The following is an 18,908-nucleotide window of genomic DNA, read 5'->3' as shown; positions in this document are numbered from 1 at the left end:
TGTCAGCAAATAAAATAAGTATTTAGGTAAAAAAACTCTAGTAATTAAGCTGCTAAAACAGCAATAAAGTGAGTGATAAAATGTTATTAACTGTGCAAGATTTAGCAATAATGGCTTTAATTATTACTATCATAATTGTGGTCATTTTATATAAGCTACTCTATAACAAAAATAATAATATAGTAATTGATAGTGAAAGTAAAAAGAAAACTAAGAACTCAAGAATAATTAGGTATCTTGAGGAACACGATTTTACGTTTATAAACAACATAGATGAATTACATTTAAACTTTTGGGTTGACGATAAAGAGGCGCATATTATTTCAGGTAGAAATATTGCGTTACTAAAAAAAGACCATAAGAAATATCTATTAAAAATTAAAACAGCAAATATGGAAGGTAAGAGATATAATTCACCAGATATAAGAACCCCTATTTTAGAGATACAAAGTAGTATGGATGTAGATGGTGTTGTGTTATTTGATAAAGACAAGGATAAGTATCAAGTTTATACTTTTAAAAGAGCTACAAAACTTAAATACTTGTATCTTTTATTGTTCTTTATGACTATTATGATAGTAGTTATGTTTGTCATTATTTTAAAAAAGAGTGGAGTATTATAATGAAAAATATTGCTATATTACCCAACAATAAGAAGCAAAATATCCTGAATGTTGCTAAACAAATATCAATGTGGCTCGAAAAACATAATATAAATTCCTATATTAATCCTAATAACAACTACCACAATATAGATTTAGCTATAGTGTTAGGAGGAGATGGAACACTATTACATTTTGCTCGTAAAAAACAATTTAGTGATATTCCCATATTAGGGGTAAACTTTGGTAGATTGGGTTTTATGAGTGAGGTTGAAGCAAAAGACTTATGGCGGTCTTTAAAACTTATTATAAAAAACCAATATCAGATAGATAAACGTATGACTTTAAACATAGAAGTAATAAGAAACAATGAAACAGTATTTGACTCGCATGTTTTAAACGAGGCTGTGGTAGCTAAAGGAATATTATCTCGCATGAGTAGAATAGAGGTACAAGTAGATGGTGCATGGGTAGATACATATCCAGCAGATGGACTAATTGTAGCTACACCAACCGGATCTACTGCCTATTCGTTATCGGCAGGTGGCCCTTTAGTAAATCCCAATATGGAGTTAATGTTAATTACCCCCATTGCAGCTCATGCACTTTATGCAAGACCATTAGTTATACCGCCAGAGTCTGAGTTGCAAATAATTACCCACGGAGATGAATTAATATATTTAACAGTTGATGGTCAGGAAAATTTTAATATTAAACAAAATGATATAGTAATAATAAAAAAGTCGCCCACTTATGTAAATTTAGTAAGAATAAAACCTTTAAATTTTTATAACGTTATGAGAAAAAAATTAAGAAGAACAGAGGCTCAAGGAGGATACTAAATGTTAATTGGTTTAAGTTTAAAAAATTTCGCCCTTGTAGAGAATGCAAATATCGACTTTTTTAATAACTTAAATATTTTAACCGGAGAAACTGGTGCTGGTAAATCAATATTGATTGATGCCGTCGGCTTAGCGCTTGGTGGCAGAAGTTCAGTTACTTTTATAAGATCAGGGGCTAATAAGTGCAAAATTACAGCCACTTTTAAAATTGAAAACATTAAAGCTTTAGAAGAAAAGCTTGAGTTATTTGGTATAGATTATGAAGATAATATTTTAATAGTAGATAGAGAGATATCTCGAAATGGTAGAAATAAAAACTTAATAAATGGTATACCTGTTACTTTAAACATGTTAAAGCAAATAGGAAATTACTTAATTAATATTTATGGCCAACATGAACACACTAAGCTATTACAGGAACAGTATCAGCGTTTATTAATAGACACTTGGGGTTTCGATAAGATCTCTAAAATAAAAAATGATATAAGTAAAATACTACAAAAAATAGCTGTTGAGAACAATAAATTACAAGAGTTTGGAGCAGATGATACAATTGTTGCACGAGAGTTAGATATCCTTAGATATCAATATGAAGAAATAGAGAATGCTAATTTAGAGATAAATGAAGATATCGACTTGGAGAGAGAAAGCACCTTACTAAGAAGTGTAGAAAAAATAAACAGTGTTTTAGGTGAAGTAGAGAGTGTTTTTTTTAATGACAGTTCTCAGATATCATTGATAGATAATATAGGAAATTGTGCCTCAAAATTAGCCCAGTTTTCAAGTATTGATGACTCTATAAAAAATATATATGAAATGATAAGTTCAATCTATTACAATACCCAAGAGCTAAGTGGAGAAATAAGTTCCTACCTTAATCAACTAGATTTTAACCCACAACGACTAGATTTTATTGAAGAGCGCTTAAATGATATAAATAATCTTAAAAGAAAATATGGCGATAGTATAAACAAAATATTAGAGTATGCAACTAAAGTTGATGACAAAATTTATAAGTTAGAAAACAGTACAGAAGAACGAAATATAATAATAAAAAATATACATAAATTGAAAACAGACTATTTTGTGTTAGCAAAAAAGTTATCTAATGTTAGAACACGTGTGGCAAATGACTTTTGCAAAAAAATACAAAAAGATATAAGCGATTTAGGTATGCAATATGCAAAAATAGCCTGCCAAGTTAACTATAATGATAACCTTATAACAAAAGAAGGTAGTGATCAGGTAAAACTTTTATTTTCTGCTAATAAAGGAGAGCCTTTAAATGAATTGAGTGAGGTTATATCTGGTGGTGAGCTGTCACGTTTAATGTTGGTAATAAAGGCTCTTATAACAAATGAAAACGATGTTTCAGCTATTATTTTTGATGAAATCGATGTAGGTATTGGAGGACAAGTGGCAAAGGCTGTTGCAGATAAACTTTATGACTTAGCAAATAATTTACAAGTTTTATGTGTTACACATTTACCGGTAATTGCGGCTAAAGGTAATCATCATTTTAAAATTGAAAAAAACATAAAAAATAACAGAACTATAACTAAAATTGAAAAAATAGAAGATAAAGCTAGGGTAATTGAGATTATGAGAATGTTAGGATCAGATGAAACAGATAAAGTAACAAGAGAACATGCGTTTAAACTATTAAACAATTAAAAGGTTCAAAAAATAACTTGTTAAACAATGTAGAGATACAATTTAGCTATTTAAACTAGTTTGAGCAATCAAACTAAGTTAAAATATTCAATAAATATTTTGGCAAGCTACCAGTAATTAAAGTAGCTTGTCATTTTTAATTTTTAAACCTTTAATTTATGAAATGAAGCATACATTTCCAAGTGCTAATAACACATATTAAACAACATAAAGGGTTAATTTATTAGAACAAGACGAAAGAATACTTAACGTAAGGAGTTCTAATAATGACAACCAAAAAAGCAAATATCAAAAAAATTTGTGGATGGATTTTAGCTTTAACACTAATATTTATTTGTCAAACACAGCCTGTGAAAACAATTTTAACTCTGCCAAGCCATGTAAACATTATTGATGGTAATCCACATTATTTACCTTTTGCGTATCCTAATATTTTAAACATTGGTTTAACTTCAAAAGATATAGTAAATGTAGCAACCTTTGATGAAAAAGAAATTAACAATAAAATAAAAAGTGGATTTAGCTTTGAACCAATAACAACTGGTGAGGCTAAGTTGCAAGTTAAGTTATTAGGTATTATTCCCATACAAACAATAAATATTAACGTTTTACCTCAACTAAACTTTATTGCTGGTGGTCATACATTAGGTGTATATTTGCATACAGATGGTATTCTTGTAACAGGTTTAATGAAAATGAATAATGGAGGTAGCAGTATTTCACCAGCAGAAAAAGCTGGAATAAGAACTGGTGATTATATCTTAAAAGTAAATGGTTATGAGATAATTAATTTTGAAGATTTAGAAGTCATTATTAATAGAGAAGCAATAAAGAATACTCTGTTAACATTAACTATTAGAAAAAATGAGAGTGTTCAAACAGTAAATGTTAAAGCAATAAAGTCTAAGATAGACGGCAAATACAAAATTGGGGTATACGGAAAAAATAGCATATCTGGTATTGGTGTATTAACATATATTGATCCTGTAACTAAAACATTTGGTGCTTTAGGACACCCTGTTTCCGATCCTGATAGCAATTCAAATTTTAAGTTTAGAGCAGGTAGCATAACCAGGGCTTCTGTTACATCAATAGAAAAATCTTTGCCAGGTATACCTGGACAAAAAAATGCTGTAGCAGTAAATAGACATAACTTAGCTGGCAGCATTAATAAAAATGGTCAATATGGTATTTATGGTGATATTTTAGATAATGCCTTTTTAACAGAAAAAACCTACCCTGTTGCTTTAAGCAGTTCAATTCAAGAAGGTAAAGCAACAATTTTAACAGTTATAGATGACATGAAAATTGAAGAATTTGAAATAAAAATTGTGAGAACAACTAGAAATTATAGTGGAGATACTAGAGGAATGGTAATAGAAATCACAGACAAAAGACTATTAGAATATACAGGTGGTATTGTACAAGGTATGTCAGGAAGTCCAATTATTCAAAATGGAAATATAATTGGTGCTGTAACCCATGTATTTTTAAATAATCCTAAAAGAGGATATGGCTGCTATATAGAGAATATGGTATATGAATCTGAGCTTTTAAATATTCAACTGCGACAGATATCGACAAATATATGGCAAAAAAGGCGTAGTCGGTAGAACACGCAGTTATTTTATCAAATTATGGGAAGGGAAATTTTTGCCTCTGAAGAAAAAGTAACTTAGATATATTGAGAGGTGATAGCATGATCCGTGTGGCAGTTGTTGATGACAACGAAAAATTTTGCGCAATGATGTGTGACTATATGAAGTCACAAAATGACTTTGAAGTTGTTGGCGTGGGGCATAATGGACTCGAAGCTTTGGAGATAATAAAAGGTAAAAATCCAGATGTTATAGTTCTAGATATTATTATGCCTCACTTAGATGGTATCGGTGTTTTAGAGAAGTTGCGCAAAGACTCATCATGTAAAACTCGAGTTATTATGTTAACAGCATTTGGACAAGAGCAGATGACAAAAAGAATAGCTGATTTAGGAGCAGCTTACTATATTCTTAAACCATTTAATCTTGATGTATTAGCTAGTAGAATACGACAAATGTATAGCGGAATCACTAGTACAGGTACACCGCTAAGAGGTGAAGGTGGTATTAAAGCGGAAATTTCTAGTTATTTACATATGTTTGGTATACCAGCTAATATAAAAGGATACTTGTATTTACGTGATTCAATAAGAATGGTTATAGATGACACATCTTTGTTAGGTGGTATAACTAAGGTTCTGTATCCTGAAATAGCTATAATGCATAATACAACAGCTAGTAGAGTTGAAAGAGCCATTAGGCACGCTATAGAAGTAGCGTGGAGAAGAGGTAATGTTGACTCATTAAATGAGTTTTTTGGTTACTCTATAGATAGTGATAGAGGTAAACCTACAAACTCAGAATTTATTGCTTTAGTAGCAGATAATATAAGACTTAAGTATGTGTAGCAATTATTTTTTTATTTTATTTTTTATTACGTTATAAAAGTCATATTTCAGAGGGAAAATTTTTATTAGTAATGTACATAAAGGTAGAATACCTAAAAGGCTAAGCCTAGTGGGTATTTTATTTTTAAAAACATAAACTATAATATAAAAAAATTAGAATTAAAATGTACTATTTATATAGAGCAAATATAATATTTTATGTATAATTTATAACTAATTACATGTATTATGAAAACTCATTATCATTTAAAAAAAAATTGTTATGTAACAGTTGGTGTTATAACATTACAGCTTGTTCACTTATTACATAAAATAATATTGCAACCTTTTTTTATTAAATATATAATTGATATATCAACAAAATATCAGGTAACTTTTAATAAATATATGAATATGTAATGCCTGTTATCTAAAATAATTTTAAAATGAAAAGCGTTTAAAAACACTTTTTAACGAAAGGAGATATGTTTTTTGTTAATATTAACTATTAATCCTGGTTCAACGTCTACAAAAGTTGCATTATTTGATAATTCAAAAGAACTTCTTAGAGAAGTATTACGATATAGCAATGAGCAAATAGAGCAATATAATTGCATAACTGATCAGCTAAGCTTTAGAATTGAATCTATTTATGAGTTTATTAAGCAAAATAATGTTGACACAAGTAAAATAGAGGCTGTAGTTGGTAGGGGTGGTTTGTTAAATCCTATGCCAAGTGGAACCTATAACATTAATGACTTAATGAAAGAACATTTGAAAATTGGGGTTCAAGGTGAACATGCCTCTAACTTAGGTGGCTTAATGGCAAGTAGTTTAGCAGAGCAGTGGCAAACAAAGGCCTATATTGTAGATCCTGTAGCTGTTGATGAAATGATAGATGAGGCACGTATCTCTGGAATCCCACAGTTAAAAAGAAAGTGTTTATCTCATGCCTTAAATATAAAAGCTGTAAGCCATAGATTCGCAAATGATGTGAACGCAAAGCTTGCAAACATTAACTTAGTAATTGCCCATTTAGGTGGAGGCATATCAGTTGTTCCTTTAAAACAAGGAAAAATAATAGATGTTAATAATGCTAATGATATGGGACCTTTTTCACCTGAAAGAGCTGGCACAGTTCCTGCTGGAGATTTAGTTAAACTCTGTTTTAGTGGAGAATATAATAATGCTAAAGAAATAACAAAAGAGTTAAACAAAAAGTCGGGCTTAATTGGTTACTTAGGTACAAATGATTTACGTGAAGTTGAAAAAATGATTAAAAATGGTAATGAGAACGCCAACAAAGTTTGGCACTCTATGTGTTATCAAATTGTAAAAGAAATTGGTAGAATGTTAACAGTTTTACATGGAGAAGCAAAAGCCATAATACTAACAGGTGGACTAGCTTATTCAAAGCAGTTAACAAATGAAATAGCAGAATACTTAAATAGTTTTGCTATACCAATACGGATATATCCGGGAGAAGATGAATTAATAGCCTTAGCTGAGGGCGCTTATAGAGTATTAAGCGGTCAAGAGCAAGCTAAAGAATATACTTTTAAATAAGGAGGTTTAAAATGATTAAAAATTTTAATGAACTAAGAGACGCTGCTGTAAAGTGTGAGCAAAAAAGAATTGCTGTAGCCGTGGCAGCAGATATTGATGTTTTAATGGCTGTTAAAGAAGCCAAAGAGTTGGGTATTGCAGAGTTCACATTAGTTGGTGATAAATTAAAAATACAACAAATTGCCAAGCAGTTGAACTTTGATTTAAACGATATAAGTATAATACATGAAACAGACGAGAAAAAAGCCTCATTAATAGCTGTAAAAGAGGTTAGCCAAAATAGAGCCCAGTTGGTAATGAAAGGTTTAGTTAGTACATCTGTAATTTTAAAAGCAGTATTAAACAAAGAGTTTGGATTACGTACAGGTAAACTATTAAGTCATATAGCAATTTTAGAGGCTCAAAGATTTAATAAATTAGTATTAATGACAGATGGTGGAATGAATATTACACCAGACATTAAACAAAAAGTTGAGTTAATAAATAACTCGGTAGTTGTTGCTCAAAAGGTGTTAAATATAGAGACACCAAAGGTAGCGCCTATATGTGCAGTAGAAAAAGTTAATCCTGCTATGCCTGCTACTATTGATGCAGCAATGTTAAAGTCGATGAATGATAGAGGTCAAATTAAAAACTGTATAGTAGATGGTCCCATTAATTTAAATGGAGCGATTTCTAAAGAAGCAGCGCAACATATAGGATTAAAGAGCCCAGTTGCTGGTGATGCAGATATACTTTTAGTGCCTTATATTGAGGTTGGAAATGTACTATATAAGAGCATGGTTTACTTTGCTGGTGCAAGATGTGCTGGTCTTGTAGTTGGAGCAAAAACTCCTATAATTTTAACTTCACGTGCTGACAGCCATGATGCAAAAGTTAACTCGATTGCCGCTGCAGTACTAATGGCGTAAGGAGGAGCAAAATTGTTAATACTAGCAATTAATCCAGGTTCAACATCAACTAAGTTTAGTGTTTATAATGGTGAAAATGAAATTTTAGAAGAAGTTTTAAGACATTCATCAGAAGAGATATCAAAGTATTCTAATATTATAGAGCAATTAGAGTTTAGAAAAAAAGTAATCTTAGATTCATTAAAAGAAAATAAAATTAACTTAAATAACTTATCAGCTATTGTTGGTAGAGGTGGTTTATTGCGACCTTTAACAGGTGGAACATACGAAGTAAATGATAATATGTTAACTGACTTAAAATCTGGTAAGTATGGCGAACATGCCTCCAACTTAGGAGCCATAATCGCTTATGAAATAGCTAAAGAGTACAATATTCCATCATATATTGTAGACCCAGTAGTTGTAGATGAAATGACTGATATTGCACGCTTAAGTGGTCATCCTAAGCTAGTTAGAAAGAGTATTTTTCATGCCTTAAATCAAAAAGCAGTTGCCCGTAAAGTCGCAAAAGAAATGGGTAAAAAATATGAAGAGCTTAATATGATTGTTGTACACTTAGGTGGAGGTATATCGGTTGGGCTACATCAAAATGGCAGGGTTGTTGATGTAAATAATGCCCTTGATGGTGATGGACCATTTACCCCAGAGCGTGCTGGTAGTTTGCCTGCTGGTGGTTTAGCAAAGCTTTGTTTTTCTGGTGAGTATAACCTGGGCCAAGTAAAAAAACTGCTAAAGGGTAAGGGTGGCTTAGTTGCTTATTTAGATAGCAATGATGGTCGTGAAGTTTGTAAACGTATAAATGAAGGTGATGAAAAAGCCTTGTTAGTTTATAAAGCGATGGCTTACCAAATTGCTAAAGAAATTGGTGGTTTAGCGGCAGGTTGTAAGGGAGAAACTGATGCAATAGTTATTACCGGCGGTTTAGCCTATGATAAAGAATACCTAATGCCATGGGTTACAAAAGCAGTGGAGTTTATAGCACCCGTTAAAATTGTACCAGGCGAAATGGAAATGGAAGCATTAGCATTAGGAGCCCTTAGGGTATTAAATAAAGAGGAAGATGTTAATGTTTACTAAATATGATTTATCTAACAACCTAGCTAAAGCAACAATTTTTTGTGGTGGTTATGGTAGTGGTAAATCTGAGATAGCAGTTAATTATGCAATTGCTATGAAACAGCTAAAAGATAAAGTAGCAATTGCAGATTTAGATATAGTTAACCCCTACTTTAGATCAAGAGAGGCTAAAGAGTTTCTTGAAAAACAAAATGTTGAGGTAGTTATTCCTAAAGGAAAGCTAAATACCGCAGATTTACCAGCTTTACCAGCTGATATATATAGGATACTGAAAAATCCAGAAATCTATGCTATTATAGATGTTGGTGGAGACGATGTAGGGGCAAGAGTAATGGGGAGATTTTCAGATAGAATTCCTGAAGATACCAAGATGTTTCTAGTGGTTAATCCAGCAAGACCATTTCAAAGTAGCGGTGAAAAAATTAAGATTTTAGCTGAAGGAATTATGAAAACTTCTAAGGTTAAAATAAATGGCATTATTAACAATACTAACTTACTTTATGAAACATCTAATGAGCATATAGAAGAATGTTTTAGTATTGTGGAAGATGCTGCTAAACTAATGCAAGTGCCAATAGTATTTACAGCGATTGATAAGAACAGAGTAAAGGATAATGTTTATCCAAATATTGATACTAAGTTCTTTTCATTAGATTTGCAATTATCACCAGAATGGCGTAAGAAGTAAGGAGGTTCATTATGGCAAAAACATTTTCTTATCCAGTATTTCAAGAAGATAGATGTAAGGGTTGTGCGTTGTGTACACAGGTATGTCCTAAAGACATCGTAAAGATGAGCGATAGGATTAACAAAAAAGGTTATTTTGTTGCAACAGTAACAGATAAATCTAAATGTATTGGCTGTTCTTTTTGTGCAAAAATGTGTCCAGATGTAGTAATTGAAATTCACCGTGAAGTGAAAGAGGAGGAATAAATTGTGGCTAAGAAGTTAATGAAAGGTAATGAAGCTATTGGTGAAGCCGCAATTAAGGCTGGATGTAAACACTTTTTTGGCTATCCTATAACACCACAAAATGAAATACCTGAATATATGTCTCGCAGATTACCACAAGTAGATGGGGTATTTGTACAAGCTGAAAGTGAAGTATCAGCAATAAATATGGTATATGGTGCAGCAGGCGCAGGAATTAGAGTAATGACATCATCCTCAAGTCCTGGAATCAGCTTAAAACAAGAGGGAATTTCTTATATAGCTGGTGCTAAATTACCATGTGTAATTGTTAACATAGTTCGTGGTGGCCCTGGTTTAGGTGGTATACAGCCTGCTCAGTCAGACTACTTTCAAGCTACTAAAGGTGGAGGACATGGCGACTATCGTTTAATTGTTTTAGCTCCTGCTACTGTACAAGAAATGGTTGACTTAATTCAAGATGCTTTTGATTTAGCAGATATATACCGTAATCCAGTTATGGTTATTGGTGATGGTATGTTGGGTCAAATGATGGAGCCTGTTGAGTTTAAAGAGCGCGCTAAAATAAACTTGCCAGAAAAAGACTGGGCTACTACAGGTATGCGTGGTCGTAGAGAAAAGAACATTGTTAATTCATTGTTCTTAGATCCCCAAGATTGTGAAGATCATAACATTGAGTTATTTAATAAATATAAAGAAATTGAAAACAAAGAAGTTAGATGTGAAACATATAATTGCGAAAATGCTGAATTAATTTTAGTAGCTTATGGAACAACAGCTCGCATAGTTAAGAGCGTTATTGAAATGGCTAAAGAAGAAGGAATTAATTTAGGTATTATTCGCCCAATTACATTATGGCCTTTCCCAAAAGAAGTATTTAACCAGTATGTTGATAAAACAAAGGCTTTCTTATCTGTAGAAATGAGTACTGGTCAAATGGTAGAAGATGTAATGTTAGCTGTTAATGGTAGAAAACCTGTGTTCTTCTATGGTAGAACAGGTGGTATGATTCCTACACCAGAAGGAATATTAGGAAAAGTACGAGAAATTTTAGGAGGGCTTAAATAATGACTGTTGTATTTAAAAAACCAGAATCTTTATCTTCAAACGTAACACATTATTGCCCTGGCTGTACTCATGGTATTATTCACAGATTAGTTGCAGAGGCAATAGATGAACTAGGCTTACAAGATAAAGCCGTTGGCATTGCACCTGTAGGCTGTTCTGTATTAGCTTATAACTATTTTAATTGTGATATGCAACAGGCCTCTCATGGTAGAGCTCCAGCTGTTGCCACAGGAATTAAAAGAGCTGTACCAGATAGTATTGTATTTTCTTACCAAGGCGATGGAGATTTAGCTTCTATTGGTACTGCTGAAATAATTCACGCAGCTGCACGTGGTGAAAACATAACAGTAATTTTTGTTAACAATGCTATTTATGGTATGACTGGTGGACAAATGGCTCCAACAACCTTACCAGGACAAAAAACAACAACATCTCCATATGGAAGACAAATTGAAACCGCTGGTTTTCCATTAAAGGTTAGTGAAATGTTAGGAACAATGAATGGTCCTGCGTATATAGAAAGAACATCAGTACACAATGTAAAAGAAATTAATAAAACCAAAAAAGCAATTAAAAAGGCTTTCCAAAACCAAGTTGAAGGCAAAGGCTTTAGCCTTGTTGAGGTATTATCAACATGCCCAACAAACTGGGGAAAGACTCCTATAGACTCACTTAAGTGGTTAGAAGAAAATCTATTACCATATTATCCTTTAGGTGTTTATAAAAATATTGAGGAGGATAAATAATATGAATCATAAAGTAATTATGGCTGGTTTTGGTGGTCAAGGCGTAATGCTAATGGGTCAATTATTGGCTTACTCAGCTATGCTAGAAGACAAAAACGTATCATGGTTACCATCTTATGGTCCTGAAATGCGTGGTGGTACAGCAAACTGTATGGTTATAGTATCAGATCAAGCAGTTGCTTCGCCTTTAGTAACATCTGCTTCTGCGCTAGTAGCAATGAATTTACCATCATTAACAAAATTCGAAAGCTCAGTTAAACCAGGCGGATTAATCATTTATAATAGCTCCTTAATAGATGAAAAACCAAGCCGCGACGACGTTACCGTATTAGCTATTAATTGTAATGACTTAGCAAAAGAATTAGGTAACCCTCGTGTTGCAAATATTATTGCTTTAGGAGCATTAGTAGAGTATAGCAAGGCTTGTAAACACGACTCTGTACTAGAATCATTAAAGAAAGCTTTACCAGAAAGACATCATCATCTATTACCATTAAATGAAAAAGCCTTGGCAAAAGGTGCTTCACTTATAAAATAAAATAAAATACGCCACCCTTCAGGGGGTGGCTATTTTATTTTGGGGTGGGTTCGCCCGTTGGGCTTCACGGGGTGGTTAATTTGCTTTGCAAATTAAGGAGGGGACTCGCCTTTGGCATCGTGGAGTGGGTGTTCCTTATAGGAACACGGGATAGGTTTTGACAGGTCAAAACGTATTTTCTTCACTTCGTTCACTGGTTTGGATTTAAATAGTGTAGTCTGATATTCGATAAATATTATAGAGTATCCATTATGGATACATATACTATGACATAATTTAATTTTTTGTTGTATTTATAGTAATAATAATGACTCCATTTAGGATGCCTATACTCCACCCAAAGAAGATATGTTTAGTCAACAATCACGTAAGCAAAGCGTAACGTATAGCTACCATATGCAAAGCATATCCACCCCGCAACCCAAAGGGTTGTCTACCCCACGCTGGCGTCAGCCAAGTCCACCCCGTGTTCCTAACAGGAACACCCACCCCATGTTTTATAAAATAAAACATCTAAACGAATAACTTGGACTACCTTTGCATAAAAATTATCGAAGTGCAAAAGGAGGCTGTAACGGATGGAGAAGCTTTATAAATATCATATTAAAACTAATAAAAAACTATATATTTTTTTATTAGTTACTTTTTTTATAGGCCTAATAGCTGGTTCATTGTCCGCTACTTATTTAAATAGTGCTCACAGTAGTGAGTTGGCTAATTCTATGTTGCACTATATTAATACAATACAGCAGGGTAAGTATGAAGTGAATTCTGGATCTATTAATTTAAGCAATATTTACTTAGGTGTTATTATGGCAATTAGTGGACTTTTTTCAATAGGAATATTAATTATTTTCTTTGCAATGGGGGCAAAAGGCTTTTTACTGGGTTTTACAATTAACTATGCTTTAATGAACTTGGGTGGCAGAGGTTGGTTATTGGTTATATTTAGCTTAATACCACCTACTATAATTGTAATTCCAACACTTCTTTTCCAAGCAGTTGTGGCTGGTCGTGTTATAATACAAAGACATAGTGGAACGCTAATTAATAAGCGCAGTTTTGGAAAGAATAAAATTTACAAAGAATATACAATTTTAAGCCTTTGTGCTTTGGCTTTATTGCTTTTTTCTGGTATAGTTGAGGTATATATTAGCCCATTATTATTGCAGTTTTTCTTAAATATTTTCTATTGAGGTGAAGCAAATGCGGAAAACAAAAATAATTTGTACTTTAGGACCAGCAACCGACTCCCAAGATATACTTATTAATTTAATAGCTAATGGAATGGATGTAGCTCGCTTTAACTTTAGTCATGGTACACATGAGGAACAGTTAAAAAGACTTACCCTCTTACGATCAGTTGCTAGCAATAATAAAACTAGAGTTGCTACCATGCTAGATACAAAGGGTCCTGAAATTAGGTTAGGTTTGTTTAAGAATGGCAAACAAGAGCTTAAAACTGGTAAAAAAGTTACATTAACAACCCAAGACTTTGAAGGCACAAGTGAAAAATCGCATGTTAACTATATAGACTTACCGAACTATGTTAACGTAGATGATACTATATTTTTAGATGATGGCAACATAACTTTAAAAGTTATAAATAAAAATGAAACAGAGATAGAGTGTTACATAGTTGATGGTGGAGTAGTAAGTAATAGAAAAAAAGTTAGTATACCAGATGCTGTTTTAGGATTGCCAGCTGTTACAGATAAAGACATTTTAGATATTAAGTTTGCTATTAAACATCACTACGATTATATAGCAGCTTCATTTGTTAGGTCTGCAAATCATGTAATTGAAATTAGAAAAATACTAGAAGAGTATCATTCTAGTATTAAAATTATTGCTAAGATTGAGAACCGTGAGGGTTTGAATAATATTCAAGAAATAATTAAGGTTTCGGATGGTATTATGGTTGCTCGTGGTGATTTAGGAGTAGAAATACCAGCAGAAGAGGTTCCTTTAAGACAAAAAGAAATGATAAAGCTTTGTCGTAAAGCTGGTAAACCAGTAATTATTGCTACCCAAATGCTCGATTCCATGATTAGAAATCCGAGACCTACACGAGCTGAAGCAAGTGATGTGGCTAATGCTATTTTTGAGGGCACAGATGCAATTATGTTATCTGGCGAAACAGCGGCTGGTCAATACCCAGTTGAGGCTGTTAAAATGATGAGAAAAATCTCTGAAACAACAGAGCATGGAATACATTACCCGTTACCTTTTGTAAAAGATGAATCTAATAAAACAGGTATAACAGATGCCATTGGTCAAACAGTATGTGAAATGGCACAAATGTTAGGTGTTAAAGCAATTATTACACCAACTCAGTCGGGATATACAGCTAGAATGATAGCAAAGTATAGACCTGCTGCTGACATTATTGCAGTAACACCAGTGTCTCAAATTGAGGGTGAACTTAACTTAATTTGGGGTGTTAATGCATTGGCTTCTGCTCCACTTGAGAACACAGACGATGTTCTAGAGGAATCTATAGCTGTGGCATTACGTAATAAACTTATTGATGAAGGAGATTTAGTTATTATTACTGCTGGTGTGCCAGCGGCAATGCCAGGAGGAACAAATTTGATTAAAATTCATACAGTAGGAAAGGTGCTAACACAGGGTGTTGGTATTGGCAAACAATCTATAACAGCCAAAGCTGTAGTTATAAGAGATAGGAATGATTTAGCAAGAGTTAATCCAGATAACATTATTGTTTGTGTTCATACCGATGCTTCTTATGTGCCAATTATGGCAAGAGCTGCGGGTATTGTAACTGAAATAGGTGGTTTAACATCACATGCAGCAATTGTTGGATTAAACTTTGGTAAACCAGTAGTAGTTAATGCTAAAGATATAATGAAGCTTGTTAAAGATGGCGAGCTTATAACTATTGATTGTGAGAGAGGATTAATTTACTCGGGAAGAGCAACTATCTTATAAAAAAATACATTATAAAAACATACATCCGAGGTGTACAGAAATGAATAAACAAAAAGTACTTATTATGTTTGGTGGTAAATCAGAAGAGCATGAGGTATCGGTTAGTTCAGCATATTCTATCTTAAATGCTATAGATAAAACTAAATATATTCCTGCAACTATAGGAATAACAAAAAAAGGGGACTTCGTTGCAAACGTAGACCCCGGTTTGCTTATTAATAACCGAGATGAGGTAAACATCAACTCTAAAACATGGCAAAATACTCAGGATATTTGGGTTGGAGATAACTGGTTTAATATGATAAATGAGTGTGATATAATTTTTCCAATATTACACGGACCAGGTGGAGAAGATGGTACAATTCAGGGTTTGTTTGATACCCTAAATAAAAAATATGTTGGTAGTGGCGTTACTGGTTCTGCTATCTGTATGGATAAATCAATTACCAAAGATGTTTTGGTTCAAGCAGGTATTCCTGTAATACCCTATATTTATTTTGATAAACAAGAGTATGAGCAGAATTCAAATCAATACCTAACAGAGTGTGAGCAGTTTCCTTATCCGTTATTTGTTAAACCAACCTGCTTAGGTTCTAGTGTAGGTATTAGCAAAGTAAAAAACAAACAGCAGTTGCAAAAGGCCATAAAACTTGCATTTCAATTTGGTAATAGAGTTATAGTTGAACAAGGCATTATTGGTAGAGAAATTGAATGCAGTGTATTAGGCAACTATAACCCTAAAGCTAGTTTACCTGGTGAAATAATAGCCAATGCAGATTTTTATGACTATGATACAAAGTATATTAATGATAATGCTGAGTATGAAATACCAGCAAATTTAACTGCGCAAACAGTTGAGCAAATAAAAAAGATTAGTGTTGAATCTTTTAAAGTATTGCAGTGTTTAGGATTGGCAAGAGTAGATTTTTTTGTTGAAGAAGACACTAATAGGGTATTGTTAAATGAAATAAACACCTTGCCTGGTTTTACTCCCATTAGTATGTATCCAAAGCTATGGCTACAAATGGGTTTATCTTATACAGATTTAATTACTGAGCTACTAAAACTAGCATTAGAGAAATAAGGTGAAGGAAAAATGTTTAAAAGAGTATTTTTAGTAATATTAGATAGTGTAGGTTTAAGAGCTTCTGATGATGCTGCTTTGTTTGGTGATGAGGGAGCTTCTACTTTGGGTCATATCTATGAAACTACAGGCATAAGATTGCCTAATTTGGAGAGCCTCGGTTTAGGTAAACTACTAGGTTTAAACACGGAAGTTAATAAAAAAGCTGCCTATGCTGAAATGGTTCCGGAGAGTGCTGGTAAGGATACCATAGCAGGTCATTGGGAAATGATGGGCATAAATATAGAAGAACCATTACCAACATATCCAAATGGTTTTCCAGCAGACTTGATTAATAAATTTGAATCTAAAATTGGTAGAGGTATTTTAGGAAATAAGCCTGCCTCTGGAACAGTTATAATTAAAGAGTTAGGTGAAGAACACCTTAAAACTGGTAAACCAATTGTATATACTTCTGCAGATAGCGTTATGCAGATTGCTGCTCATGAAGAAATAATACCTGTTAATGAGCTATATAAAATGTGTGAAATAGCTAGAGAATTATTAACTGGAAAACATACAGTAGGTAGAGTGATAGCGCGTCCTTTTATCGGTGAAAATTCTAATTTTACCAGAACTAAAAACAGAAAGGACTATGCCTTAAGTCCTCCTAAAGCAACAGTTTTAGATAAATTAGTAAAAGAAAATATTGGGGTTTATGCTATTGGAAAAATAGAGGACATATTTGCAGGTAAAGGTATTAGCTTTAGTGTTCATACAGCAGATAATAATGATGGCATGAAGCAAATCTTAAAAGTCGCTAACGAAGAAATGAAACAGGGATTTTTGTTTGCGAATTTAGTAGATTTTGACTCAAAATATGGGCATAGAAGAGATGTTAAGGGTTATGCCAATGCTTTAATTGAGTTTGATGCTTGGTTGCCTAAATTTATTAAGCAATTAGATAATGATGACTTGTTATTAATAACTGCCGATCATGGCAACGACCCAACATATAAAGGAACTGACCATACTAGAGAAAATACACCTTTATTAGTTTATGGTGTACCTATACAGCAAAATATGGGCAGAGTTCACTTTGCTGATGTAGGTGCAACTATTATGAAAAACTTTAATTTAGATCCTATTAAAGGAGAGCCTCTTCCTATTTTTAAGGAGAGTATGTAAATGAACGTAGTTAATATTATTATAAAAAAAAAGAATGGCCAAGAGCTAAGTGATCAAGAAATTAACTACTTGGTTAAGGGCTATAATAATGGAGATATTCCAGACTATCAAATGTCGGCATTTTTAATGGCTGTTTGTTTTAAGGGTATGACTAAACAAGAGACAGCTAGCTTAACCTCTGCCATGATTAACACTGGAGAGGTCCTAAATATTACAGATGAATTTAAATATACTGTAGATAAACACTCAACTGGTGGAGTTGGCGATACAACATCCTTAATTGTTGGTCCTATTGTAGCAGCAGCTGGTTGTACAGTAGCTAAAATGAGTGGAAGAGGTTTAGGTCATACAGGTGGTACCTTAGATAAGTTAGAAAGTTTTCCAGGTTTTTCGATTGAAGTATCTAAAGAACAATTTATTAAACAATTACATGAAAGTAACATTGCAATTATAGGGCAAACAGCTGAATTAGCACCTGTAGATAAAAAAATGTATGCCCTTAGAGATGTTACTGCAACAGTTGATTCAATTCCGCTTATAGCTAGTTCTATAATGAGCAAAAAGATTGCCTCTGGTGCTCCTAAAATTGTTTTAGATGTAAAAGTAGGATCTGGAGCTTTTATGAAGGACCTAGTTCAAGCTAAACAACTAGCTTTAACCATGGTTAATATCGGTAAATCACTTAATAGAGAAGTTGTAGCAGTTATTAGCCAAATGCAACACCCTTTAGGTGTTGCTGTAGGTAATATTTTAGAAATAAAAGAAGCCATAGACTTTTTAAACGGTAAATATGCCAGTGACTTATACCAGCTATGTATAGAGTTGAGTATGCAAATACTGTTATTAGCTGGTAAATGCCAAACAAAACAAGAGGCTTTGGCTATTGTGAAACAAGTAATAGACTCAAAACAAGCACTGCATAAACTAGCTGAAATGGTAAAACTACAGGGTGGAGATGCAAGCTATGTATATGACCCTAGTAGGTTTAAAAAAGCCCCTTATATAGCACAAGTTAGGGCACCAAAAGATGGTTATCTTTGCAATATAGATGCCTTAAAAATTGGCAAAATTGCTATGGATTTAGGCGCTGGTAGACTAACAAAAAAAGATAAAATTGATTTAACTGCTGGGGTTAAATTAAACAAACAAGTAGGAGATTACATTAATAAAGGTGATGTACTAGCTTACTTACATACCAGTAAAGAGCATAAGCTTGCACCTTGTAGCGAAATGTTTATGGAAGCAATAAAATTAACAAATGAAAAAGTAGAGCCAATTAAAGCAATACTTGATGTTGTTTGTTAGTTTAGCAAACAATTTACGAGC

General features: G+C 32.9%; 18 protein-coding genes. All 18 read left to right on the top strand.

The genetic code is table 11. The features are described from left to right. Nucleotides 1–80 precede the first annotated feature (80 nt). The 18 genes from IMX26_RS03210 to IMX26_RS03125 all read left to right on the top strand — a co-directional run bounded on the left by IMX26_RS03210 (nt 81) and on the right by IMX26_RS03125 (nt 18,887). Nucleotides 81–623, top strand: a complete 543-nt coding sequence (locus IMX26_RS03210) for a hypothetical protein (protein ID WP_195160256.1) — start codon at nt 81–83, stop codon at nt 621–623. After that, a complete protein-coding gene (locus IMX26_RS03205; RefSeq protein ID WP_195160255.1) occupies nt 623–1,444 on the top strand; it encodes an NAD(+)/NADH kinase in 822 nt (273 codons plus the stop codon). Before IMX26_RS03210 ends, IMX26_RS03205 begins: the two co-directional genes overlap by 1 nt. Continuing rightward, nucleotides 1,445–3,118: a DNA repair protein RecN gene (gene recN, locus IMX26_RS03200; RefSeq protein WP_195160254.1), complete on the top strand. Its 1,674-nt coding sequence runs from the start codon at nt 1,445–1,447 to the stop codon at nt 3,116–3,118. A gap of 266 nt (nt 3,119–3,384) precedes the next feature. Continuing rightward, nucleotides 3,385–4,731: a SpoIVB peptidase gene (gene spoIVB / locus IMX26_RS03195; RefSeq protein ID WP_195160253.1), complete on the top strand. Its 1,347-nt coding sequence runs from the start codon at nt 3,385–3,387 to the stop codon at nt 4,729–4,731. A gap of 86 nt (nt 4,732–4,817) precedes the next feature. Next, nucleotides 4,818–5,564: a sporulation transcription factor Spo0A gene (gene spo0A / locus IMX26_RS03190; RefSeq protein ID WP_195160252.1), complete on the top strand. Its 747-nt coding sequence runs from the start codon at nt 4,818–4,820 to the stop codon at nt 5,562–5,564. Between the two features lie 471 nt (nt 5,565–6,035). Beyond that, nucleotides 6,036–7,109, top strand: a complete 1,074-nt coding sequence (gene buk, locus IMX26_RS03185) for a butyrate kinase (RefSeq protein ID WP_207729313.1) — start codon at nt 6,036–6,038, stop codon at nt 7,107–7,109. Nucleotides 7,110–7,120: 11 nt separating this feature from the next. Next, a complete protein-coding gene (locus IMX26_RS03180) occupies nt 7,121–8,020 on the top strand; it encodes a phosphate butyryltransferase (protein ID WP_195160251.1) in 900 nt (299 codons plus the stop codon). A 12-nt stretch (nt 8,021–8,032) separates the two neighbouring features. Next, on the top strand, nt 8,033–9,097 hold the full coding sequence (gene buk, locus IMX26_RS03175; protein WP_195160250.1) for a butyrate kinase: 1,065 nt from the start codon (nt 8,033–8,035) through the stop codon (nt 9,095–9,097). Next, entirely contained in the window at nt 9,087–9,785 is a 699-nt protein-coding gene (locus IMX26_RS03170; RefSeq protein ID WP_195160249.1) for a hypothetical protein, read from the top strand. The genes buk (IMX26_RS03175) and IMX26_RS03170 overlap by 11 nt, the downstream gene beginning before the upstream one ends. Before the next feature lie 11 nt (nt 9,786–9,796). Next, a complete protein-coding gene (locus IMX26_RS03165) occupies nt 9,797–10,030 on the top strand; it encodes a ferredoxin family protein (RefSeq protein ID WP_195160248.1) in 234 nt (77 codons plus the stop codon). Further along, complete coding sequence (locus tag IMX26_RS03160) at nt 10,031–11,095, top strand: 3-methyl-2-oxobutanoate dehydrogenase subunit VorB (protein ID WP_195161327.1); 1,065 nt, start codon at nt 10,031–10,033, stop codon at nt 11,093–11,095. Then, nucleotides 11,095–11,841: a thiamine pyrophosphate-dependent enzyme gene (locus IMX26_RS03155; protein ID WP_195160247.1), complete on the top strand. Its 747-nt coding sequence runs from the start codon at nt 11,095–11,097 to the stop codon at nt 11,839–11,841. Before IMX26_RS03160 ends, IMX26_RS03155 begins: the two co-directional genes overlap by 1 nt. 1 nt (nt 11,842) lies before the next feature. Further along, entirely contained in the window at nt 11,843–12,379 is a 537-nt protein-coding gene (locus IMX26_RS03150) for a 2-oxoacid:acceptor oxidoreductase family protein (protein ID WP_195160246.1), read from the top strand. 578 nt (nt 12,380–12,957) lie between these two features. Next, nucleotides 12,958–13,575 carry a stage II sporulation protein M gene (locus tag IMX26_RS03145; RefSeq protein ID WP_195160245.1) on the top strand — a complete coding sequence of 206 codons (618 nt, stop codon included), beginning with the start codon at nt 12,958–12,960 and terminating at the stop codon, nt 13,573–13,575. A 10-nt stretch (nt 13,576–13,585) separates the two neighbouring features. After that, the gene (gene pyk, locus IMX26_RS03140; protein ID WP_195160244.1) at nt 13,586–15,331 is read left to right on the top strand and encodes a pyruvate kinase; all 1,746 of its coding nucleotides are present in this window, start codon (nt 13,586–13,588) and stop codon (nt 15,329–15,331) included. A gap of 40 nt (nt 15,332–15,371) precedes the next feature. Next, the gene (locus IMX26_RS03135; RefSeq protein ID WP_195160243.1) at nt 15,372–16,415 is read left to right on the top strand and encodes a D-alanine--D-alanine ligase family protein; all 1,044 of its coding nucleotides are present in this window, start codon (nt 15,372–15,374) and stop codon (nt 16,413–16,415) included. Nucleotides 16,416–16,427: 12 nt separating this feature from the next. Beyond that, a complete protein-coding gene (locus IMX26_RS03130) occupies nt 16,428–17,582 on the top strand; it encodes a phosphopentomutase (protein WP_195160242.1) in 1,155 nt (384 codons plus the stop codon). Then, complete coding sequence (locus IMX26_RS03125; RefSeq protein WP_195160241.1) at nt 17,583–18,887, top strand: thymidine phosphorylase; 1,305 nt, start codon at nt 17,583–17,585, stop codon at nt 18,885–18,887. It abuts the gene before it with no gap. Nucleotides 18,888–18,908: the final 21 nt, after the last annotated feature.

Source organism: Clostridium sp. 'deep sea' (assembly GCF_014931565.1).
In the GTDB taxonomy this organism is placed as follows: Bacteria; Bacillota; UBA994; order PWPR01; family PWPR01.
The sequence above is the reverse complement of the archived record's forward strand: the minus strand, read 5'-3'. Positions and strand labels throughout refer to the sequence as shown.